The organism is Stenotrophomonas sp. PS02297 (assembly GCF_029959705.1).
GTDB classification, from domain to species: domain Bacteria; phylum Pseudomonadota; class Gammaproteobacteria; order Xanthomonadales; family Xanthomonadaceae; genus Stenotrophomonas; species Stenotrophomonas nitritireducens.
This window is the reverse complement of the sequence record NZ_JASCOS010000026.1, coordinates 16556-38467: the sequence shown is the minus strand read 5'-3', so window position 1 is coordinate 38467 and position 21912 is coordinate 16556. Positions and strand designations below refer to the sequence as shown.

The window sequence follows — 21912 nt, the reverse complement described above, 5'->3', positions numbered from 1 at the left end:
CCGGGCCGCGCCCGGGCCACCGCCGCCCGCGGGGGGGGGCGCGCGGCCAGTTCCCTGCGCAGCGGCGGCAGTTGCGCCTGGGCCTGCGCCAGCACCGTTTCCTGCGCGGCGACATCGCCACCGCCGGCATCGCCGGCGCGGTGCTGGCGCTGGACGATCTCCAGCAGCTGCCGCGACTGCGCCACCAGCGCTTCGCTGGCGGCCAGCTGCGCGCGCGCCGATGCCTCGCCGATCGCGCTCTCGACCACGTTGGCTACCAGCGTCAGGTACACCGCTTCGCGCTCGAAGCGCTGGGCGTCCACCCCGGCGGCCAGCGCCTCGGCCTGGCGGCGCTGGCCGCCGAATACATCCGGCACATAGCTGATGCTCAGCTGCGCGGTATGCAGGCTGTAGGCGCTGCTGTCCGCTTCGGCGGCCTTTTCCCGCTGCGGCTGCAACTGCAGGTCGACCTGCGGCCAGAAGCCACCGCGTTGCGCAGCGGCATTCTCGCCGGCCTGGCGCAGCGCCGCCTCCGCCGCCTGCAGGTCGGGATTGGCGCGCAGCGCGGCGGCGACCAGGGCATCCAGCCCGGCCGAGCCGAAACCCGTCCACCAGCGCGCGGGCAGCGGCCGGTCGTGCAGGAAACGCTGGGCGTCGCCGCCCGGTCCGGGTGTAGCCACGGTGGCGTCGGGCAGGCCACCCTCCACCCAGGCCGCCACCGGCGGCGCCTCCGGCCGATGGAAGTCCGGCCCCACCGTGCAGCCGGCGGCGGCCAGCGCCACGGCCAGCGTGGCGATGCGCGCGATGTCGTTCATGGTGCCTCCTGCGCCGGCGCGGCGGCCCTGCGGGCGCGACGGCGGTCGATGCGGTCTTCGATGAAGTGGTACAGCGGGGGCAACAGCAGCAGGGTCAGCACCGTGGCGCTGGCCAGCCCGCCGACCACCACCGTGGCCAGCGGCCGCTGCACGTCGCTGCCCAGGCCGGTGGCGAGCATGGCCGGGGCCAGGCCGAAGGCGGCGACCGTGGCGGTCATCAGCACCGGGCGCATGCGGCTGCGCGCGCCCTCGATCACCGCCTCGCGCAGGCTGCGCCCTTCCTCGCCGCGCAGGCGGTTGATCTGCGCCAGCATCAGTACGCCGTTGAGCACCGCCACCCCGAACAGCGCGATGAAGCCCACCGCGCTGGAGACGTTCAGCGTCATCCCGCGCAGGTGCAGCGCGGCCAGGCCGCCGAGCATCGCCAACGGCACGGTGGACAGCACCAGCAGCGGCTGGCGCAGGTTGCCGAAGGCGCCGAACAGCAGCAGGAACATGATGCCCAGGGTCATCGGCAGGATCAGCGCCAGGCGCGCCTGCGCGCGCTCCAGGTTCTCGAACTGGCCGCCCCATTCCACGCGCAGGCGCTTGTGGTCGTATGCCGCCTCGCGCTGCACCGCCTGCTGCGCGTCGCGCAGGAAGCCGGCCAGGTCGCGGCCGCGCACGTTCAGGCGCACGATGATGTTGCGCTCGGCCATCTCGCGCACGATCACGCTCTCGCCGGAGGTGGTGCCGATGCGCGCCACGTCCGCCAGCGGTACGCGGGCGCCGTCGGGCGCGGCCAGGGTCAGGTTGCCGATGGCATCGGGACTGGCGCGGTAGCGTTCCGGGAAACGCACGGCGATGTCGTAGCTCTTTTCATCGACATAGAGCTGGCCGATGGGCGTGCCGCCGATGCCGGTAGCGATCAGGTCGGCAACATCGGCGGCGTTGATGCCGTGGCGCGCGGCCGCGGCGCGGTCCAGTTCGATCTTCAGGTTGGGCAGCGGCGGTTCCACGTCGACGGCGACGTCGGCCGCTCCCGGCACCTGCCCGAGGATGCCGGCGATGCGCTTGGCCAGCCCGCGCACCTGCTCCAGGTCCTGGCCGAACACCTTCACCGTCAGGTCGCTGTGCGCGCCGGACAGCTTGTCCTGCACGCCGTCGATCATCGGCTGCATGAAGGCCACCGAATAGCCGGGCATCTGCGCGTAGCGTGCAGCCAGCCGGTCGATCAGCTGCTGCTTGCTCAGTCCCGATTTCCATTGCCGGTAGGGATGCAGGCCGACGCTGGCCTCGATGTGCGAGGGCGTCCAGTAATCGGTGCCATCGTCGTTGCGGCCGGTCTGGGTGACCATGTAGGACACCTCCGGGAACGCCAGCGTCACCCGGCGCAGTTCGTCGGCCATCGCCGCGGCCTTGTCCAGGGTGATGCCCGGCGGCATCTGCACCTGCAGCCACAGCGAGCCTTCGTCCAGATAGGGCAGGAAATCGCGGCCCAGGCTGGCGAACAGCACGCCCAGCCCCAGCAGGGCGGCGACGCAGCAGGCCAGCAGCCAGCGGCTGTGCCCGACCATCCGCTCCAGGAAGCGCCCATAGCGCAGCGACAGCGCTTCCAGCACCGGGTTGTGGAACAGCCGCCGCGGCTTGCGGAACGCCAGCCACGCCAGCGCCGGCACCAGCGTCAATGCCACCACCAGGGCGCCGGCCAGCGCCGCGCCGACCGCGTAGGCCATCGGCGAGAACAGCTTGTATTCGATGCGCTGGAAAGCAAACAGCGGCAGATAGGCGCAGACGATCACCGCCATGCCGAAGAAGATCGGCCGCGCCACCTGCAGCGTGGCCTGGATCGCGTCGCGGGCCTGCAGCGGCCGCGTCGCGTCCTGCTCGCGCCGGCGCAGCACGTTCTCCACCAGCACCACCGCGCCGTCCACCAGGATGCCGAAGTCGATGGCGCCGAGTGACAGCAGGTTGGCCGGGACGTGGAAGTGGTGCATGAAGATGAAGGCGATCAACAGCGACAACGGGATCGTCAGCGCGACGATCGCCGCCGCGCGCGGGCTGCCCAGGAACAGCAGCAGCACCAGGCTCACCAGCACCATGCCTTCGGCCAGGGTGAAGCCGACCGTATGCAGGGTCGCGTCGATCAGCGCGGTGCGGTCCAGGTACGGCACCAGCCGCACGTCGCCGGGCAGCAGGTTGCCGTTGAGGTCGTCCACCGCGGCGTGGACGCCGGCCAGCGCGTCGGAAGGGTTGTGGTCCTTGAGCAGGAGCACGATGCCTTCGAGGGTGTCCGGGTTGTCGTCCTTGCCGAGGATGCCGCGGCGCTCGACGTTGCCGTAGGTCAGCGTGCCCAGGTCCTTGACCAGCACCGGCACGCCGCCGCTGCTCTTGACCACCACGTTGCCCATGTCCTCCAGCGAGCGCAGCAGGCCCACCCCGCGCACCACGTAGCTCTGCTCGCCGCGGTCGATCACGCTGCCACCGCCGTTGGCGTTGTTGGCGTTGATCGCGCTGGTGACCTCCTGCAGCGACAGGTCGTACTGGCGCAGCCGCAGCGGGTCCAGTTCAAGCATGAACTGCGTGGTCAGCCCGCCGAAATTGGTGACGTCGACCACGCCCGGCGCTTTCTTCAGGCGCGGGATGACGGTCCAGGCCTGCAGCTCGGACAGCTCGCGCAGGCTGCGCGTCTTCGACTCCAGCGTGTAGCGGTAGATCTCGCCGGTGGGCGAGGTGTACGGGTCCAGCTCCGGCTTGGCTTCGTACGGCAGGGTGACCCCGGCCAGGCGTTCCTGCAGCCGCTGCCGCGCGAAATAGCCGTCGGTGCCGTCCTCGAACACCACCGTGACCAGCGACAGCGCGAACAGGCTGCGCGAGCGCAGCACGTGCATGCCGGGGGTGCCGAGCAGCGCGCGCTCCAGCGGAATGGTGATCTGCTGCTCGACCTCCTCCGCGCCCAGCCCGGGCACCTGGGTGACGATCTGCGAGGTGACATCGGCGATGTCCGGATAGGCCTCCACCGGCAGCTGCTTCCAGCTCCACAGCCCGTACAGCGCGACGAAGGCGAACACCAGCCAGGCGATGCCGCGGCGGCGGAAACAGGTGGTGACGATCGCATCAATCATTGAGCAGCACTCCGTCCCTGACCACGATCCGCTCGCCGGCGCGCAGACCGGACAGCACTTCCACGTTGCCGCCGGCGGTATCGCCGACGGTGACCACGCGCGGCTGGAAGCGCTGCGGCGCCTGTTCGACGAACACCCGCGTATGCAGGCCGTTCTGCAGCAGCGCCGTGGCCGGCACCAGCAGCGCCGGACGGCTGGCCGCGGCGAACCGCACGCGCGCGAACATGCCCGGCTTCACCTCGCCGGCACGGTTGTCGATGGCCACGCGCACCGGCACGGTGCGGGTCTGCGCATCGAGCACATCGCCGACATAGGCCACCCGGCCTTCAAGCGTGCGGCCGGGCCAGGCGTTGAGCTCGACCCGCGCCTGCTGCCCGACCGCCATGCGCGGCAGGTCGCGCTCGGCCACGGCGGCGGTCAGCCATACTTCGGACAGGTCGGCCACGGTCATCAGCGCGGCGGTGGTGTCGTTCCAGTAGCCGCCCTGCGCGGCCTCCATCGCCACCACGCGGCCGGCGATGGGCGAGCGCAGCACGTACTCGCGGCGCGAGCCGCTCTTCGCCGACGCCCCGACCTGGGCGAGGTGATCGGCCGCCGCGCGCGCGTCGCCCTCGGCTTCGGCCAGCGCCAGCCGCGCCGCCTCCATGTCCTTCGCCGCCGCGATGTCCTCGTCGTGCAGCAGCTTCTGCCGCTCGAACTCCAGCCGCGCCTGCCGCAGCTGCGCCTGCGCCTTGGCGTTCTCGGCCTGCGCCGCGCCGAGCTCGGGCGAATCCAGCGTGGCCAGCGCGTCGCCGGCACTGACCGCATCGCCGAGCCGGCGGTGCAGGCGCACCACGCGCCCGGCCAGCGGCGGCACGATCCTTACCTGCTTCTCCGGCTCGGCCTCCACCGTGCCGGGCGCCTCCACGCTCGGGGCGAAGGCCTGCTCGCCGACGGCGGCCACCTGCAGGCGGCCATGCAGCGGCGAGTTCTGCGGCACGACGATGGCGTCGCCTTCATGGTGGAACATCGGTGCGGCCTGGCTCTCGGCGGCGGGCTGGGCGGCGGTACAGGCCGCCAGCGCCGCGGCGCAGGCCAATGCCAGTACGGCAGGCTGGATCTTCATGGACAGTCCCCGGAGTGGATGGAAAGGAGCGGGCGCCCGCGGTCAGCAGGAGGCGGACAGGCGCGGCGGCATCGCCACGCGGTGCGCATGCAGGACATGGCGCGGATCGGCGCACTCCACCTCGTGCAGGCGCTTGCGCGCCGCACGCGGCAGGTGCTGCAGCACGCCCGCGCGCTCGGGCGCCGGCAGCATGGACAGGGCATCGGCGATGACGCGGCCGGACAGCTCGCCCAGGGCGCGGGCGAAAGCGCGCTCGCCGCGGGCATGCAGGAGCGAGCGCAGGGCGGCGGGGCGATGCGCGGCTATCGCCGCGCGCAGGGCGCGCAGCAGGACGTCGTTGGAATGGGTCTCGAGGATGCGGAACAGCATGGGAACCTCCTCCGGCGCACGGCCGCGGAGGCCCCCACGGTCACGAAGGTGGCATCCCCGGAGCCGGCGCCCGGTCTGTGTCTTGGGTCAAGGGAAGTTGGCGCGCGGGCAGGCGCCGATGCGGGTCGGGATCCATGGCGTCCTCCTCGGTCGTGCGGTGGCGGCCGCCGGGAAAACGGCGGGCCTCGCACCGGCGATGGCGATGACCGGCAACATGCGATGCCGGCAGCGTGGGCCGGGAGCGCTGTCCCGGCGACGGAGAAGATTTTCCCACCGCGCCCATGCCGCGGCCAGCAGGCATTGGCGTAGCGGCCATGCACCTGCGGGTGGCCGGGATATACCAAGGTATAGACCGCGCCCGAACGGCATCCCCGGCGCCGGAAGACGGGGTCAGGCCGGGTCCGCGCCGCTTCCGGCCATGGCCGCCACGCGCGCATGCCATGTGGCGTATGGCGTGTTCTTCGCCAGATGGCGGTTGTAGTCCGGCGCGCCGTCGTCCCACCACACCGGCCCGCGCTCGCCGAGCGCGCGCTTGGCCGCATCGACCGCCTCGCCGGCCCGCGCCAGCGCCTGCGCATCGCCCTGCCGGCGCGCACGCCCGACCTCGCGGCGCGCCGCCATCAGCTGCCGCACCGCCGCCTGCCGCTGCGCTTCGGGCAGCTGTGGATTGGTCGCGCGCCACAGGCGGCCGCGCACGACCAGGTAGCGGCCATCAGGCGTAAGCAGCGGCGGATCGGCCATGTGCGTTGGGGGCGATCGGGAACGCCGCCACCATCGCCATCGGCGCGTGCATGCCGTGTCGATGCCGCGCGCCGATGGCGCGGCCTGCGGGTCAATGCAGGGTCACCACGATCGGCTCGCCACGGGTGACGATCAGCGTGTGTTCGTACTGCGCGGAGCGGTTGCCGCGCGCGCCCAGCAGGGTCCAGCCGTCATCGCCTTCCTCGACCATGCGGCTGCGCGTGGACAGGAACGGCTCGATGGTGATGACCATGCCTTCGTGCAGCAGGCGCGTATCGTGCGGATCGTAGTAGCCGGGGATGTGGTCCGGTTCCTCGTGCAGCGCGCGGCCGACGCCGTGGCTGCCCAGGTTCTCGATCACCCGGAAGCCGGATTGGCGTGCGGTACGTTCGATCGCCGCGCCGATCCGGTTGAGCGGCTGCCCGGCGCGCGCCACCTTCAGCGCGTTGGCCAGGGCGCTGCGCGCGGCATGGCACAGGCGCAGGTCGCGCGGCGCGGCTTCCGGCAGCACGCGGGTGCCGCCGGTATCGGCGAAGTAGCCGCCGAGTTCGGCGGACACGTCCACGTTCACCACGTCGCCGGCAGCCAGCACGCGCGCGCCGGGCACGCCATGGGCGGCTTCCTCGTTGACGCTGATGCAGGTCGCGCCCGGGAAGCCATAGGTCAGCCGCGGCGCCGGCTGCGCGCCCTGCGCGGCGAGCAGGCGTTCGCCGATCAGGTCGAGCTCGCCGGTACTCATGCCCGGGCAGGCGGCGGCGAGCATGTCCTCGCGCACACGTGCGACCAGCCGGCCGATGCGTTGCAGGCCGTCGATGTCCGACTGCGATCCGATGGTCATGGTGGTCTCCGGGCGATTGACCGGGAAAGGCTAGCAGCGTTGCTGGCCTTTCAATCAAGCAGTTGATTTCAAAAAGGAAATACGACGGAAATCCGGCCGCCGACGAACAATCCCAGGCCGAACACCGCATGCGTGGCCAGGCTCTGCAGCCGCGCCGGCCACGGCCGCGGCAGGCGCGCGGCGGCGATGCCGGCACCGAACGCCGGCTGCATCACCAAAAAGGGCAACAGCACGCTGACCACGCCGAACCCCAGCGCCGCACCCGGCGTCGGCTGCCGCAGCCAGCCGCTGCCCGTCATCGCCACCAGCATCCCCGCCATGGCGATGCCGATGGCGTAGTGGGCGCACCAGCCCAGCAGGCGCTCATGTCCGACCGGCGCCGCCGCATGGATGGCGTCATGGCGCCAGCGCCCTTCGCGCCAGTGCCCGATCCAGCGGCCGAGCAGCGCATAGTCCAGCGTGGGACGCCCGAGCCGGCGCAACACCAGCGTCCACAGATCGGTCGTCGCGGTGGCAACGACACCCACGATCACTACCCGCATGATGATTCCACCCCCGTCCATCGCTCTTCCCGCCCGTCTGGAAACCTGTTTCCATCAGTCTCGGCGTTGAAGCCGACTTGAGGTCAAGTGTGCAGGAGATGGAGATCGGGCAGGTGGTGCGGCAGAGCGGTGTCGCCGCTTCCACGCTGCGCTATTACGAAACCCGCGGCCTGATCCGGCCGATCGGGCGCAATGGCCTGCGCCGCGTCTACGCGGCGTCGGTGATGCAGCGCCTGTCGCTGATCGCGCTGGGGCGCGCGGCGGGCTTCTCGCTGGAGGAGATCGGCGCCATGCTCGGCGACGGCAACGCTCCGGCCATCGACCGCCCGCAGCTGCTGCACCGGGCCGACCAGCTGGAGCGCCGCATCGCCCGCCTGCAGGCCCTGCGCGATGGCCTGCGCCACGCCGCCCGCTGCCGCCACGCCGATCACCTGCAGTGCCCCACCTTCCAGCGCCTGATGCGCACCGCGCTGCGCCGGCAGCGCAGGCACGGCGATACCGGCCTCTGAAGCCGGCGGCAGGCAGCCGGCTCAAGCCAGGCGCCGTACCGGCCGAACAGCGGCATCATTCCGCCCACCGTCATGAACACCGGCGCGGCGACGGCGCTGGCGGGCGCCGACTGGACCACCGCGAACGGCTCGCCATCGTCCGGCGAATGCATGGGCGAGGCGTAAGCGAAGAACATCATCCCCACCGGCGCGGCACAGCCATCGGCGACGGGCGCCCAGCGCCAGGGTGATGCCTTCCTGCAACGCCAGCACCCGTGCCCTCCACGTCCCACCCGGCAGCTGGCCTGCAGGCTCGGGCGACGGCAATGCGCCGTGCCCCGGCAATGCGCACGGCGGCGCCTTGCCCGGCGCTGCCGGACGAGGCGCTGCTCCACGGAGACCCGGCGCGGGCATCGCACCCGCGACGGCGGGGTCAGGGCTGGGTCAACCGTTCCTCGATCGCAGAGAACGCCGAGTGCCCGCCCTTGCGCGCTTCCGGCAGACCGGTGGCGAAGTAGGCCACGCCGGTGCCGCTGGCCGGGTCGACCCACAGCCCCGACAGCAGGCCATAGGCCGAACCGGAATGGCCGAAGCGCGCCACGCCGTCGCCGAACGGATCGTCGCGGCAGCCTTTCACCGGCGTGGCCAGGGTCTGCACCGCCAGTCCGTACCGGCAGAAGAAGCCGTCGCCGCCCTGCCCGCTGTCGTCTTCTTCCGAAGTCATGCCGGCGCCCGGCGCCCAGGTCCACTGCGGGCGCGCCAGTTCGCGCACGGATTCGGCGCGCAGCAGGCGCACACCATCCACTTCGCCCTCGCCCAGCAGCAGGCGCCCGATCTTCGCAAGGCCATTGGCGGAAATGCGCAGGCCGCCCTGCGGTGCGAACAGCGCGCCGTTGTCGCCGGCGCGCCAGCGGCCGAGGTCGCAGCTGCCGTCGGTGGCGGCCACCACCGGGCAATCGGGACGACGGCCGCGGTTGTCGTCGCGCACCGGCTGGTGGGCTTCGTCGTACAACACCACCGCGCGCGCCACGGTCGCATCGTCGCAGCTGTCCCAGTTGTAGCAGGCGGCGATGCCGAGCGGCTTCAGCACCAGGCGCTGCATCAGCCGGTCGAAGCGCTCGCCGCTGGCCTTCTCCATCACCGAGGCGATGAGCGGGAAATCGATGTTGGCGTAGCGGAAGAACGTACCCGGCGCATGCGCCGTGTCCCAGGCGCGCGGGTCGTCCAGCACCTCGCGCAGCTGCCCGCCCAGCGGCACGGCGTAGTAGCCGGCCGCGTCGGTGAGGCCGGCGCGGTGCGAGAGCAGCAGGCGCAGGGTGATCGGTGTGTCGGGGAACTGCGGGTGGCGCAGCTGCCAGCCGAGCCAGCGCGAGACATCCGCGTCCAGGTCCAGCTGCCCGGCCTCGACCATGCGCATCACGCCCAGCGCGGCGACCATTTTGGAAATGGAGGCGATCCGCACCGGATCGTCCGCGCCCAGTTCGCGCCCGGCGCCGATGTCGGCCATGCCGTGCGCCTCGGTGGCGGTGATGCCGTCGCGGTCGAAAGCCACCCGCACCGTTGCCACCGGCTCGGCCGCCTGCAGACCGCCCACGACCAGCCACATCCCCAGCAGATACCCGACGCGCATTCCCGTTCCCCGCGATTGGCGAAGCGCCGACCATAGGCAAGAACGGCGGCGGCGTCGAGTGCGCGCCGCGACCGCGGCGCGGGCCTTTCATGGGCAGACGGAGGCCACACCACGCCCGGCCGCGCTCGCGCGCGCCGCCGCCGATGCCCACTTCTGCTCAAGGGCGGCGTTCGGCCGTCGCCCCGCCCAGATGGCGCGCCAGAAAGTCCAGCAGCCTGGCGTAGTACTCGCGACGATGGGGCTCGGTATAGAAGCCATGGCCCTCGTTGGGGTAATACAGCGTCTCCACCGGCACCCCGGCACGCCTGAGCGCCTTTTCCATGCGCCGGCTGTGCTCGATGGGCGCACGCTCGTCCTTCCCGCCCGCGGCGAGGAATACCGGCACCTTGATGCGGTCGGCCAGATTGCTCGGGGAACGCGCGGCCAGGGTGCCGCGCTCTCCCAGCCATTCCGCGGCCCAGGTCCGCCCGGACCGGCTGCTCTGCGAAGCATCGCGGTGCATCAGCTCCAGATCGTAGACGCCTACATAGCCAGCGGCGCAGCGGTACAGCCCGGGATCGCGGGCGACGCCCATCAATGCGGCATAGCCGCCATAGCTTGCCCCATAGATGCAGATGCGCCCGGCATCGGCGATGCCCTGGTCGATCGCCCAGCGCGTGGCGTCGGCCAGATCGTCCTGCATGCGCCCACCCCACTCGCGGCTGCCGGCAGCGACGTAGGCCCGGCCATAGTTGCCCGAGCCACGATAGTTCACCCGCAGCACGGCATAGCCGGCCGCGGCCAGCAGTTGCGCGTCGTCGTCGAAGCCCCAGGCATCGAAGTACTCGAACGGGCCGCCATGCGGCAACAGCACCATCGGCTTCGGGCCGTCGGCCGGGTGCAGGGGTTCGGTCAGATAGCCGTGCAGAAGCATCCCGTCGCGTGCCCGGAAGCTGATAAGACGCGAAGGCGGCACCTCGCCGGGATCGAACCATTCCCTGCGGCTGAAGATGCGGTCGGCCTTGCGCTCCTGCGTATCGAACAGGAAGTAGTCGCCGTTGTTGCGGTCGCCCCACACGAACAGCAGCACGAAACGGCCGTCGCGCGTGGCCGATGTCATCCGCACCGCATCGGCGGCGAAGACCTTTTCCAGGCTGCGGTAGAAACGCGGGGTCCGCGCGGTCTCGTCGAAGAAGCGGTTGCCGATCTTCTCCTTCATGTACGAAGCGCCGATCGGCGTCCGGCCATCCATGTCGTAGAGGATCCGGTAGGGATCCACCAGCGCATCGCGCAGCAGCTCCACCTCCCGTCCATCGGCCGGATCCCACGACACGATGGCGTCGGGTCCCTGCGCCTGCTCCACCTGCAGGTAGGCCAGCCTGCCGTCCGCGCTGAAGCCCAGAGGGAAACGACGCACGCCGCTGACGCTCTCGTCGTTGACCAGGCGCCACTGCTGCCCGCGCGCCTCGCGGTAGAACAGTTTCGACACATTGTCGGTGCCGGCGCCCACCGCGAAGCGCACCTCGCCGCTCTGGTCGGTCACGAAGCGCGCGCGCCGCACCGGCACGTCGGCCACGCGGATGCGGTTGCGGTTGTAGATGTCCAGCTTCTCGATGCGGATGAACGGATCGCTGGCGACCGGCACCGCCGAGACCAGCACGTTGCGGTCGTCGCCCTCGAGCGGATCCAGCATGTAGACGGACTGCTCCAGCTGGGTCCTGATCTCGGAAACCATCCCCGGGCGCTCGGTGATGCCGTAGGGACTGGCCAGCAGCATGCTCTGCTTGCCGTCCACGTTCACCGCATACAGCTCGCCGATGGATACCGGCTCGTCGCGCGAGCCCTGCTTGCGCGCCAGCGACATGACCACCCGTTCGTCATTGGCCCACCAGAAATCGTCCACCACCGAATCGACGCCGCCCACGATCCGCGCGGTGAACGTGTTGTCCTCGCGCCGCAGGATCAGCAGCGCGGTGCGGTCCTCCAGCGGCTTGGTCACGGCATAGTGCCGGCCGTCGGGTGAGATCTTCACCCATTCGTACACGTCCTGCCGCACATAGGGCGTCAGGTCCACGACCTCCCCCGCCCTCGCCTGCGCCATCCATGCAACGCACAACACCGCCGCGATCAGCAAACGCATGCCTTTCGTCCTTTTTCCATGACAGTGCAATCCCGTGGGCGGAGCATGACGGGAACCCGGCAGGCAGTCGATATCTCCGCAGCCGTTCCGGAGGCCCGCTCCGCTTCAATCGTCCAGCGCGAGGAATTCCCGCATCCGCTTGAGTTCAGCCTCCAGCGCCATGCCGAAGGCGCTCTCCTTCGGCGGCCGGCCGGCGACATAGCGCAGCTGCGCATCCAGCACACCGTCCTTGACCGCCAGGTTGCCCCATCCGATCACGTGCTCGCGCCACAGCAATGGCAGCGCGTAATAGCCGAGCCTGCGCTTCGCGGCGGGCACATAGGCCTCGAAGCGGTAGCTCCAGCCCCACAACAGTTCGAAGCGGCGACGGTCCCACACCACCGGGTCGAACGGCGTCAGCAGGCGCACCTGTTCGGCGGGCTTCCAGCGCCGGCTGTCCGCGCGTTCGTCCGCCGGCCACAGCCAATCCACGCCGTCCACGCGCGCGCAGTGCAGCCGCTGCCGCGCACGTTGCAGCGCCGGCCTGCAGGCGTCCTTCCACTGCGGCACGCCATTGCCCAGGTAGCCGACCAGCTGCGCGAGGCTTGCGGCCGGCAGCGGTGCGTACTTGCCCACGATCAGGTTGACCAGCGCGTCCAGGCGCCCTTCGATCTCCTGCTCCCCCACCGGCGTGGCGTCCTCGCGCACGGCGTATACGCGGGTACCGCCCTCGCGCCGCGCGACCCGCAGCAGGCCGCGGTAGTGCATGCCGTCCAGCAACTGCGTGCTCGCGTTGGAGGAGCCGCCGAACCAGTTGGTGGTCTTGCCATGGGCGAAATGCGCGTCGACCTCGCGCGGGTGCGCCACGCCGCGCTCGGCGATGAATCCACGCACCGCATGCGCCTGCTTCCAGCGCGCGGGCGTCCACGCCACGCGCGCCTGCCGCGGATGCATCAGCGCCTGCCGCTCGCGTGGCAGGAAACCGTAGTTGACGAAGAAATCCTCTTCCAGCGGCAGGCGCGGGTAGCGCCGCTCAAGCTCGCCGGCGCGATAGCCGGCGACGCGATGGCGCAGGGTCAGATCCTGCGCGCGTGCCGGCGCGCGGATGGGATCGGCCTGGACGAAGCCCAGCTTTCCGATCGCCCGCAGCAGCGTCGTCGGCTTGAACAGCGAGCGGGCGACGGCGTAGCGGCGGAGTTGATCGAGGGTCAACGGCATGCGCGCATGATGCCAGTTGCCGGCGCCATGGAGCGCGCGCCGCCTGCGTGTGGCGCCGGCCGTCGGAACTGCCGGCAGCGCCGCCGGCGCAGCGCCCGCGCGGCCGCTCAGCGGGTCCGGTTGCGCGCCTCCACTTCCACGATCGTATCGACCAGCTCACGCTCTTCCGCCGTCAGCGGGCGATCTTCCGTCAGCAGGGGAACCACCTCGTCCTTCGTGTTCTGCCCATGATCGTAGTGGGCCGCCAGCGCCTCGAGCACGATGGACAGTTCGGGCGATATTTCCGGAGCATCGCCGCCATTGCGCCGGCTTTCCTCCAGCGCTGCCAGGACCGCGGCCAGCGTCCTCTGCGTGGCGCCCATGTCGCCGGTGCCCTGGCCGCCATTGGCATGTTCGTTCATGGAGCGCTGGTAATAGCCGGCCAGCAGCTTCTCCAGGCTGTCCGCGTCCGCGCCAGCGCCCAGCTCGGAATCGCCGCGTTCCAGGATCATGTCGAGGATGGCCTGCTGGTCCGCCGACAGCGGATGCGATGGCGCTTGCCGCGGCTGGCTCAGTGCCTGGACGTCGCCGATCCGGTTCTTCAGCGCCTTCCAGCCGAACCAGCCGAGTCCCAGCACCCCGGCGATCCCCAGCATGATCAGCAGCAGCAATACCCCGAACAGGATCAGCAGCGGCTTCCACCATGAACCCCGCGCGGGAGGAGGCGTGACCTGTGCGTTCATGCGTATGCCCCGCCCCACTTCATTGCCGGAAAAAGACTCGACGCCATGCCTTCCATACCCCCTTGGTCAATTGGCGGAGCATAGCAGTCCGGACAGAAGCGACGATGGCATGGCGACCTGCGGTGGGCACGGGTAGTTCTTGTACTATCACCCTGGAAAAGGACGCCATACGCAGGCAAGGAGTTCCGCCATGAGCGTGATCCACTCCAAGAGCATGCAGCTCTATCGACAGGTCCGGCGGGCGCTGCAATCGGGACGCTACCTGCCCGGACAACGGATCGACCCGGGCATGCTGGCCGTGGAATTCAACACCAGCGCCACGCCCGTGCGTTCCGCCCTCTACCGCCTGGTCGGCGAAGGCCTGATCGACGACCACGCCCGCAACGGGCTGCACGTCCCGCTGCTCACCGAAGTCGGCCTGCACGACCTCTACGACTGGATGGAACGGCTGCTGCTGATGGCCTGCGACATGGGCGGCCGCCCCGCACGGGACGGCATCACCGGCGGCGACGACGTGGTGAAGATGACCTGGCAGTTGTTCGACGCCATCGCCGAAGCGACGGCGCACCGCTCGCTGCACCGGGCGGTCAGGCAGGCCAACGACAGACTGGCCCCGGTGCGGCGGGCCAAGCGCGGCCTGATCGAACATGCCCACGAGGAACTGGTGGAACTGGAAGAACTCTGGCGGAGGCGGAACATGCCGGCGCTGAAAGCCGGCCTGCGCGCCTATCACGCGCGGCGCAAGCAGCTCGTCCCGCGGATCGTGGCCATGCTGGTCGACCACCGCGATCACCTCCAGTAAGCGCGGACAGAATCTTCCATCGAATACGCAAGAACGATCACCGCGACCTATCGCTCTGCGGCGAAGTGCCGCCTCCGCGCCGCACCTGAATCCGGCATTCCATGATGGCGTTCCCATCGCCGGATAATCATCGTTTTGCAACGTCTTAATTATTTGAAAATAAATTCTTCCGCCTCCTACGCTGGGTACGTCATGGAAACCGCCATGACGCAACCGCAGGAGAGGCAGAGATGAACGCGAATGAAAACGACCGCAGCAACCCGGTCGAAGACGTGATCGTGCTCGGAGTCGCCAGCGTGGAGACCAAGGGCATCCTCCAGGGCAATGAGCCGATGGGCGGCGAATTCGTCCCCGGCATTTCGGAAGAGTGACAAAAGCAGGGCGCACCGCGAGGTGCGCCCTGCTACCCGGAGCCACCTCATGTCCGATCACCTCGCCCCGGATCTGTCCTACTGCCTGATCGATGGCCATCCGGTCTTTCTCGACATAGAAAGCGACCGTTACTTCCGTCTTTCCCATGCGCTGGAGCAGGTATTCCTCGCATACACCAGGGGAACACTACTTCCGGATTCCGATCGGGACAAGCTGGCCGGGTGCGGCATCGTGGCCACCGGAGGCGGCGATATTTCACTTGTCCCCGCCGCCCCCGTCGCGCTCCCCACGGAGAGCGCGATGGAACAGGCGGTGCCTTACAGACCGGAAAAAACGAATGCCGCACTTGATGTTCTGGGGACCGTCTGCTCGACGTGGTTACGGCTGCGGCGCCATTCCCTCAAAAGCAACCTGATCGCCATGAGAGCCCATCGCGACAATCACGCGAAAGCAGCTTCTCTCGCCCTTTCCCCCGTTCTCCGGGAACGATTCTGCAACGCAGCCACTGCCTTCCAGAATGCGCGCTTGTACGTACCGGTTCCGACCTGCTGCCTCCACGACTCGATAGCGATGGTCAGGTTCCTGGCAAGGCGCGGGCTATTCGCGCATCTCGTCTTCGGCATCATGGCCAATCCGCTCTCAGCACACTGTTGGGTACAGGCAGGTCATCTGGTGCTGAACGACACCGTCGGGAACACTCGCGCCCATACACCTATCCGGGTGATCTGATGGCTTACCGGTACATCGCGCTATTGGACACGACGGCCGCCCCACAAGCGGCTCATGCCGTAGAAGCAACGGATCGACTCAACCGCCTGCGCATGCGGCAATGCCTTCGTACAAGACACTGCACGGTCCATGTCTCCGAACAGACCCCGTTCATCGCGCTGCATGGGCAGGGGCTCCTCATAGGCCATGTCTTTTCACGAAGCGGCGAACCGCTGACGCAGGAAAGCCAGTTCCCGCGATTCCAAAGCAGTTCCCAGCTCTGCCGGTACATTCTGGAAAATTGCTGGGGCGCCTATCTTGTCGTCCTGCCAGACCCGGAGCATGACGGCCGCATCACCGTGCTGCGCGACCCGGAGGGAGGTATGCCCTGCATCCACCACCTGGAGAACGGCAGTGGATTCATTGCCTCCGACATCGAACTTCCACTGTGCGCGGGCCGGTATCAGAAGCGGATCGATTGGGACTCCATCCTGCATCGCCTCATCCATCCGGACATCAAAACCGCGCGCACCGGGCTTGCGGGGATCCAGGAGCTTCTTCCTGGGACCCGCCTGGTCGTCCATGGCACCCGACTCACTCTCCATACGGCATGGTCGCCCTGGGATTTCCTCACCGGGAAGCTGCGCCATGCCAGCATCGAAGACGCGGCGGAAGCCGTCCGCACCGCCATCGACATGGTCGTCAATGCCTGGGCCCGCACCGACAGATCCATCCTGCTCGAGCTTTCCGGAGGACTGGACTCATCCGTGGTCGGGGCAGCCCTGCTGGGGAGCGATGCCCGCGTCTTCTGCTGCACGCTGACGACGCCTGTCCCTGGCGCTGACGAGCGCCACTATGCCAACCAGATCGCGGCCCTGCTCGACGCGCCCATAGACGTCGAAACCATGGGCCTGGAATCGACGCTACACGATTCCGCTCCAGCAGCGGGATTGCCGACACCGAGAGTCGGGATGCTCCAGCACATCACCGATACGATCATGGAGAACGCAAGGCAGCGCCATGGCGCCGCCAGTTTCTTCTCCGGTGGCGGCGGCGACACCGTGTTCTGCTACCTGACCTCCGCCGCGCCGGCGGCCGATGCCTTCCAGCAAATGGGACTGGCCGGTGCTTTCCACACGCTCCGGGATCTGGCCGGCCTGCATCAGTGCACCATCTGGAAAGCAGGACGGCTGACGCTGCGTAAGCTGATGCGGCCACCGGGATCTCCCTGCAATGCGATGATCGAATTCATCTCTCCTGGCCTTGCCAACTGCCTGCTGGAACACCATCCGTGGTGCGACATGCCGGATACGGCCTCTCCCGGGGACAGGGAACGGGTCTTCGCTCTCGCGGCGACCCATGTCTACAGGGATTCGGCACCGAGAGGGCGACAGGCGCACCTGCGCCTGCCGCTTCTGTCCCAACCGGTGATGGAAGCAACCCTGCGTGTCCCCAGCTGGATGTGGATAGCCGGCGCACGGAATCGGGCCGTAGCCCGGCTGGCATTTGCCGATCGGCTTCCGCCGGAGATACTCGCGCGCCGCAGTAAGGGCTCCTTCATCGGTTTTGTCGGCGCCCTGTATGCCAGGCACAGATCCCGGCTGCGCGACTACCTTCTTGATGGCTGCCTCCATTCGCACGGCCTTCTGGATGCGCCTGCCGTGCAGCGCTTCATCGACAGCGATCTGCCGCCGCGCGACCGCACATTCGGCCGTCTCCTCGACCTGTACGCGGTGGAGAACTGGATACGACACCAGACCTAGGGTATGCGTGCGGCATGCCCGGAATGTCCCGCATGCCGGTCAGCCATCGTTCGCCAGCGGGCATACTGGCGCACTTTCGCCGCCTCCGTATCCTCAAAGCCCTGCAGCCAGAACCGGAACCAATCCACGTTTCTCTCGTAGGCGGCGAGCTTGTGCCGGGGTTGGAACTTCTGGTGCGCCTCATTGGGATATACGTAGAGATCCGCCCGCTGGTCGCGGATCAACGGAACCGCATAGTCGAGCGTGTGCTGGTACTCCTGCTCAGGCAGCTGCATCAGCATCGGCACCTTGATCCTGTCCAGATTGAACGCAGGAGAAAGCCGTTTCCATTGCGCCGGCGTCTCATCGGGGGCTCCCAGCTGCCAGTACGTACGCAGGCGCGAGAAGAACGTTTCCCCGGACATGCTCATGAGCGTATAGGCAAGAGGCGAGAAGGCGATGCTGCTCACGGAGGCTGCCGAGAGTGCATCGGAATTCATCGCCATCCACATGGTCACCTCGGTCCCATAGCTCAGCCCGCCCATGCCCACCTTGCCGCGATCGATTTCCCCGCTGGCGGCCAGCAGGTCGATTACGCTCTCTATGGCCGAACGCCCCAGCTCGAACCGGGTGACGGCATCCAGCTCGCTCGGTGGCGCATTGATGCACAGGGCGGATATTCCGCGCCCCGCCAATGTCACTAGGGGCCACTCGTCTCCAACACCGCCGCGGACGAACCCCGGGCACCGGTAGTAGGTCAGGAACAAGGGCGGCGCCCCACCTGCGGTACGTTGCGCCGGGAAGTACAACCCGTTGAACCGACGGCCAGCCACGTCCGTCCAGTGCAGCCTGCGGACAGGAACACCTTCCATGTCGGCCGCCAGAGCCGCATTCGGGTTGAACAGGACCGTCCGGTTTCCAGATTCCAGATCGATCCGCTCAAGGCGTGGCGGATGGCTGGCATCGGCGGCGACGCAGACCAGCGCCTCGGACGAGGCACCGCAGGCATTGGGTGTCGCGCGCCCCCCATTGATCAGACCGGGCGTATGCACCAGAGAAAACACACGATCGGCCTTGATATCCCATCGAAGGATCGATTGTGCCTGACTGTCCTCCGGATCAGTCAGCGTGAACAGGATCTCTTCGCGGCCCGGTCGCCACTGGATGCCGGTGATCGGCTTGTCCGTGCAGAGTTCGGCGCGACAACGGAGGTGCCCTCCCCCATTCCCCTCCACGAATACCGAAAGCTCCACATCCGGCTTCGGTCCTGCCCCGCTCCACTCGGCAACGTGGGTCAGCATCGCGATCCGCCCCGTCCCCTCCTGCCGCACCTGCCGCCAAGGCTTGAACCGCTCGGACAGAGCAGCCGGCAATGGCGCCGGTGATGGTTCCGGTGCAGGAATCTCGCGCATCCGCCCGGTGGCCAGATCGATCTCCCTCCAGTGCTCAGGTACACGCGCCAACAAAGGCGAGCGTATGACGTCGCTGCCGAACAGTCGCTGGGTGGAACGGCGCTCGTCGAGGTAGCCGGACTGGAATATCCCCTGGCCCAGAGGAATGGTCTCATCGATATGGATACCGCTGTCGTACTCCTCCCATTCCGCGTCGCCTGTCTGCTCACGCGTGGCGCCCGTGCCATAGCGCAGCAGCTGTCCGTCCGGGCTCAAACGAAAGCTGCGCACGTCCGCCGGGTCGCGCGTCATGACGCGCGCATCCGACCCGTCGACAGCCGCTCGCCATACGGCAATCCGCCCATCCAGCAGGGCACGGTAGTAGAGGTAACGACCATCAGGCGACCACAGCACTCCCGCTGGCGCAAGCGATGCCCCATCCGATTCGCGCAGCAGATGGCCCCCTTCGCCCACCCGGCGCGCCAGGGTGGTACCGTCCATCCGCTGCACATACCAGGTGCTGTCATAGGTATTGCGTTCGACCGAGGCCTGCGCCACTCGGAATGCAACCATGTCGCCGCCCGGAGAAACCACCAGTTCGTCGACGTCTGCCACCTCCACCAGCTGGCGGGGCGAAATCACCTGCGCCCCTAGCCCTCCGACAAACACCAGGCCCATCAGGCAGGACGCCAGCACGCGTCCCGCCCGTATCGTCAGTACAGCCATTGCCGCGCTCTCCATGATCTTCACGCCCCCTGTCACCAGCGCCACGACGCCGTGATGCTGGGGAAGCGACCGACAGCCGAGTAGTTCGTCGAGTCATACGGCGCATCAGTGATCGCCATCGGCCTGTAGAGAGGCGGCGCGCGATCGAAAAGATTCTGGATGGAAAAGGCAAGATCGAATCCGGTGCCGGCACTCCTCCGCCTGGCAGTGGCGTACTGCAGGACAAGATCCAAGGTGGTGAAGGAAGCCGTCTCCTGCGCCAAGGCCGGATAGGCGACTCCTCCGGTGTAGTTGGCGAAGGAAGAAGCGGTGAACCCACCGCTGGCCCATACCAGTCCCAGACGACTGCGTACCTTGGCCGGATAAAAGATCGTACCGGCCAGATCGAATGCAGCTTGTCCGGACGTGTTCTGCTGGGAGCTGTCCAGCCAGCTCGCCGATCCACGCAGGGTCAGCCGGCCGCTCCCCAGATCCCGGCCGTACAATCCGGAAAGGTCGATGCCCCTGATCCGCTGCGTCTTTGCATTGACGTATTCGCCATGCCCGATGATCACGACCTTGGCCGGATCGTAGGGCTTGCCCGTCCAGTTGAAGAATCCGCCCGAATAGATGGCAAGCAACCTCGCCTGTTCTTCCGGCGTCGGCGAAAACCGCAGGAACTCTGCCACGGCAGGATCACTCAGCACCTGGCCGAAGGCCGCAAAGGGCTGGACCACACGCTCGCGGTAGTCGATGTCGAACCACGTCAACTCCGCCTCCAGTCCGCGCAGACGCTCCGGATGGAAGGCCACCGAAATGGTCTGCGTGGTCGCCCGCTCCGGACCGAGGCCGGGATTGCTCCCCCAGGACAGCAGAACGGCATCATCGGCGCCGTATCCACTCCCTCCAATCATGCCCGGGGGCACCAGATACGCTACCAGGCTGCCATATCGCTCGTTCAACGTCGGCGCCTTGAAAGACCTGCCCCACGAGGCCTTTACCGTGAGATCACTGCCTGGCGCGTAGATCACCCCGAATTTCGGCGTGGTCACGCGACCGAAGCTGTCGTAATCCTCCATCCTTGCGGCCGCCGTGAGTTCCAGAAGCCGGGCAAGCGACGTGCCCATGCTGGAATCAAGCAGCGGGATGTTCACCTCCGCGTATGCGAATCTGCTGCTGTCCTCGCTATGCACCTGCGTTCCCGATGACAGGTTCCGGTTCAGCAGTTCATTGCTGCGATATCCGGCGCCGGCCGCCAAACGCAGCTCACCTGCGCCCAGCTCCAGCAGCGGCCCCTCCGCGCTGATTTCATAGGAACGGCTGTCGTTGCAACGGCATAGGCTGGAGGCCAGGCGTGAATCGCCGGTGGCTTTCGTGACCAGCCATGCCCGACCGATGTTTTCATCGCGGGCCCGGACACCCCCCACCTGCAGTACCCAGCCCCGCGCCAGCCCGACTTCCAGCAAGGGGGCCAGGAACGACGTGGTGCTGTCGGATCGCTGGTCGTAATAGATGCCTGGACCCGTCTGGTAGTAGACCGTGTCCCGCGTGGTCCGCAGCGCATCCAGGCGCAGTTCGGCATTTCCGCCCAATGATTGATGGGCGCTCAGCAACCCGCTGCGCGTATCCCCTCCCGGATAAAGCACGAAGGGCTGATCCATGTGCCGGGTATAGCTGCGCTGGCCCACGCTGATCGGATCGATGTGGGTGTGCCGATAGGTTGCTATCAGGCCACCATTGCTCCAGGTGGTACCCGCTGTCGCATCGTATTCCCTCGTTCCCAGCCCGCCCCTGCTCGCCCTTCCGTAGCGGGCACTGACGACGGCGCCCTCCATGTCGCGCTTCAGGATTACATTGCCAACACCCGCAACGGCGTCGGAGCCATAGATGGCCGACGCCCCATCGGCAACGATGTCGACTCGATCAACTGCTGCGACCGGAATCGCGCTGATGTCGACCGCCTGCATCAAGCCGCCGTAGGCCAGGCGCCTTCCATTGAGCAGCGTCAGCGTCGCATCCGGGCCGATTCCCCGCAGGTTGAGGCTGGAACCCCCACCCGCATTCTGGTTGTACATGTTGCCGGAGCCGGTAGCGGTGACAACGCCCGGATTCTGCCCTCCTCCGAAGTTCTGCGGCAGGCTGCGGATAACCTCACCCAGGTCGGCGAAACCCTCCTGCCGGATCTGCTCGCTGCCGATGGCGATCACCGGCGATGGCGTCGTGCCGCCTCGGATGCGGGTGCCGGTGACGGTCACCGTTTCGAGTTCGGTCGCCGTCGCTTCCTTGCGCGATGCCGGCTTCGATGGGCTGGAAGCGGCGGTAGTGCCCTGCCCTGCCCCGTCCTCCTGCTCCGCATCCGCGCGGGTCGCTTCCGGTGTGGGTTCCCGGGCCAGGGCGATGCCGGCATTGCCGGAAAGCGTGGCGAACAGGGCGATGGAAATGGCGTTGCGTAAAGCGCTGGTCTTCATGCTGCGTCCTCTGGTTTCCATGGTCGGTAATCGGTCTTGCGGTCCGGCATGGACGAGGCGCCGGGCACACGGGGC

At 68.2% G+C, this 21912-nt stretch carries 18 protein-coding genes; 5 read left to right on the top strand and 13 right to left on the bottom strand.

Going from position 1 to position 21912, the window contains the following annotated elements:
- The 7 genes from QMX80_RS07900 to QMX80_RS07870 all read right to left on the bottom strand — a co-directional run.
- Positions 1-794 (bottom strand): TolC family protein (locus QMX80_RS07900; protein ID WP_282276338.1); only part of this gene is annotated, 794 nt, incomplete at its 3' end.
- A complete protein-coding gene (locus tag QMX80_RS07895) occupies positions 791-3898 on the bottom strand; it encodes a CusA/CzcA family heavy metal efflux RND transporter (protein ID WP_055766124.1) in 3108 nt (1035 codons plus the stop codon). The genes QMX80_RS07900 and QMX80_RS07895, both read right to left, overlap by 4 nt.
- Entirely contained in the window at positions 3891-5003 is a 1113-nt protein-coding gene (locus tag QMX80_RS07890) for an efflux RND transporter periplasmic adaptor subunit (RefSeq protein ID WP_282276337.1), read from the bottom strand. Before QMX80_RS07890 ends, QMX80_RS07895 begins: the two co-directional genes overlap by 8 nt.
- A gap of 42 nt (positions 5004-5045) precedes the next feature.
- Positions 5046-5372 carry a hypothetical protein gene (locus QMX80_RS07885; RefSeq protein WP_282276335.1) on the bottom strand — a complete coding sequence of 109 codons (327 nt, stop codon included), beginning with the start codon at positions 5370-5372 and terminating at the stop codon, positions 5046-5048.
- 390 nt (positions 5373-5762) lie between these two features.
- Positions 5763-6113: a hypothetical protein gene (locus QMX80_RS07880; protein WP_282276333.1), complete on the bottom strand. Its 351-nt coding sequence runs from the start codon at positions 6111-6113 to the stop codon at positions 5763-5765.
- Positions 6114-6204: 91 nt separating this feature from the next.
- On the bottom strand, positions 6205-6951 hold the full coding sequence (map, locus tag QMX80_RS07875) for a type I methionyl aminopeptidase (RefSeq protein ID WP_282276331.1): 747 nt from the start codon (positions 6949-6951) through the stop codon (positions 6205-6207).
- Between the two features lie 68 nt (positions 6952-7019).
- The gene (locus QMX80_RS07870; RefSeq protein WP_282276330.1) at positions 7020-7493 is read right to left on the bottom strand and encodes a DUF2938 domain-containing protein; all 474 of its coding nucleotides are present in this window, start codon (positions 7491-7493) and stop codon (positions 7020-7022) included.
- A gap of 77 nt (positions 7494-7570) precedes the next feature.
- Between QMX80_RS07870 and QMX80_RS07865 the strand changes: the two genes are divergently transcribed.
- The gene (locus QMX80_RS07865; protein WP_327083305.1) at positions 7571-8002 is read left to right on the top strand and encodes a helix-turn-helix domain-containing protein; all 432 of its coding nucleotides are present in this window, start codon (positions 7571-7573) and stop codon (positions 8000-8002) included.
- 412 nt (positions 8003-8414) lie between these two features.
- On the opposite strand, the gene QMX80_RS07860 is transcribed toward QMX80_RS07865, so the two are convergent.
- The 4 genes from QMX80_RS07860 to QMX80_RS07845 form a co-directional block, all read right to left on the bottom strand.
- On the bottom strand, positions 8415-9611 hold the full coding sequence (locus QMX80_RS07860; RefSeq protein WP_282276329.1) for a serine hydrolase: 1197 nt from the start codon (positions 9609-9611) through the stop codon (positions 8415-8417).
- Positions 9612-9768: 157 nt separating this feature from the next.
- The gene (locus QMX80_RS07855) at positions 9769-11730 is read right to left on the bottom strand and encodes a S9 family peptidase (RefSeq protein WP_282276328.1); all 1962 of its coding nucleotides are present in this window, start codon (positions 11728-11730) and stop codon (positions 9769-9771) included.
- A 105-nt stretch (positions 11731-11835) separates the two neighbouring features.
- Positions 11836-12927: a crosslink repair DNA glycosylase YcaQ family protein gene (locus QMX80_RS07850; protein ID WP_282276327.1), complete on the bottom strand. Its 1092-nt coding sequence runs from the start codon at positions 12925-12927 to the stop codon at positions 11836-11838.
- A gap of 107 nt (positions 12928-13034) precedes the next feature.
- A complete protein-coding gene (locus QMX80_RS07845) occupies positions 13035-13577 on the bottom strand; it encodes a hypothetical protein (RefSeq protein WP_282276325.1) in 543 nt (180 codons plus the stop codon).
- Between the two features lie 262 nt (positions 13578-13839).
- On the opposite strand from QMX80_RS07845, the gene QMX80_RS07840 reads away from it, so the two are divergent.
- The 4 genes from QMX80_RS07840 (at position 13840) to QMX80_RS07825 (ending at position 17294) form a co-directional block, all read left to right on the top strand.
- Positions 13840-14451 carry a GntR family transcriptional regulator gene (locus QMX80_RS07840; RefSeq protein WP_282276323.1) on the top strand — a complete coding sequence of 204 codons (612 nt, stop codon included), beginning with the start codon at positions 13840-13842 and terminating at the stop codon, positions 14449-14451.
- 230 nt (positions 14452-14681) lie between these two features.
- Positions 14682-14822, top strand: a complete 141-nt coding sequence (locus QMX80_RS07835; protein ID WP_282276322.1) for a benenodin family lasso peptide — start codon at positions 14682-14684, stop codon at positions 14820-14822.
- A 49-nt stretch (positions 14823-14871) separates the two neighbouring features.
- Positions 14872-15552, top strand: a complete 681-nt coding sequence (locus QMX80_RS07830; protein WP_282276321.1) for a lasso peptide biosynthesis B2 protein — start codon at positions 14872-14874, stop codon at positions 15550-15552.
- Positions 15552-17294: a lasso peptide isopeptide bond-forming cyclase gene (locus tag QMX80_RS07825; RefSeq protein ID WP_282276319.1), complete on the top strand. Its 1743-nt coding sequence runs from the start codon at positions 15552-15554 to the stop codon at positions 17292-17294. The genes QMX80_RS07830 and QMX80_RS07825 overlap by 1 nt, the downstream gene beginning before the upstream one ends.
- On the opposite strand, the gene QMX80_RS07820 is transcribed toward QMX80_RS07825, so the two are convergent.
- Positions 17291-19405, bottom strand: coding sequence for an Atxe2 family lasso peptide isopeptidase (locus QMX80_RS07820; protein ID WP_282276340.1), 2115 nt, complete (start codon positions 19403-19405; stop codon positions 17291-17293). The genes QMX80_RS07825 and QMX80_RS07820 overlap by 4 nt on opposite strands.
- Before the next feature lie 17 nt (positions 19406-19422).
- Positions 19423-21837 carry a TonB-dependent receptor gene (locus QMX80_RS07815; protein ID WP_282276317.1) on the bottom strand — a complete coding sequence of 805 codons (2415 nt, stop codon included), beginning with the start codon at positions 21835-21837 and terminating at the stop codon, positions 19423-19425.
- Positions 21838-21912 lie beyond the last annotated feature (75 nt).

Bases quoted from the DNA above. Each gene is read 5' to 3' on its own strand.
- QMX80_RS07895 (WP_055766124.1), bottom strand. From the start codon at position 3,898: ATGATTGATGCGATCGTCACCACCTGTTTCCGCCGCCGCGGCATCGCC.
- QMX80_RS07890 (WP_282276337.1), bottom strand. From the start codon at position 5,003: ATGAAGATCCAGCCTGCCGTACTGGCATTGGCCTGCGCCGCGGCGCTG.
- QMX80_RS07885 (WP_282276335.1), bottom strand. From the start codon at position 5,372: ATGCTGTTCCGCATCCTCGAGACCCATTCCAACGACGTCCTGCTGCGC.
- QMX80_RS07880 (WP_282276333.1), bottom strand. From the start codon at position 6,113: ATGGCCGATCCGCCGCTGCTTACGCCTGATGGCCGCTACCTGGTCGTG.
- map (WP_282276331.1), bottom strand. From the start codon at position 6,951: ATGACCATCGGATCGCAGTCGGACATCGACGGCCTGCAACGCATCGGC.
- QMX80_RS07870 (WP_282276330.1), bottom strand. From the start codon at position 7,493: ATGCGGGTAGTGATCGTGGGTGTCGTTGCCACCGCGACGACCGATCTG.
- QMX80_RS07860 (WP_282276329.1), bottom strand. From the start codon at position 9,611: ATGCGCGTCGGGTATCTGCTGGGGATGTGGCTGGTCGTGGGCGGTCTG.
- QMX80_RS07855 (WP_282276328.1), bottom strand. From the start codon at position 11,730: ATGCGTTTGCTGATCGCGGCGGTGTTGTGCGTTGCATGGATGGCGCAG.
- QMX80_RS07850 (WP_282276327.1), bottom strand. From the start codon at position 12,927: ATGCCGTTGACCCTCGATCAACTCCGCCGCTACGCCGTCGCCCGCTCG.
- QMX80_RS07840 (WP_282276323.1), top strand. From the start codon at position 13,840: ATGAGCGTGATCCACTCCAAGAGCATGCAGCTCTATCGACAGGTCCGG.
- QMX80_RS07835 (WP_282276322.1), top strand. From the start codon at position 14,682: ATGAACGCGAATGAAAACGACCGCAGCAACCCGGTCGAAGACGTGATC.
- QMX80_RS07830 (WP_282276321.1), top strand. From the start codon at position 14,872: ATGTCCGATCACCTCGCCCCGGATCTGTCCTACTGCCTGATCGATGGC.
- QMX80_RS07825 (WP_282276319.1), top strand. From the start codon at position 15,552: ATGGCTTACCGGTACATCGCGCTATTGGACACGACGGCCGCCCCACAA.
- QMX80_RS07820 (WP_282276340.1), bottom strand. From the start codon at position 19,405: ATGGAGAGCGCGGCAATGGCTGTACTGACGATACGGGCGGGACGCGTG.
- QMX80_RS07815 (WP_282276317.1), bottom strand. From the start codon at position 21,837: ATGAAGACCAGCGCTTTACGCAACGCCATTTCCATCGCCCTGTTCGCC.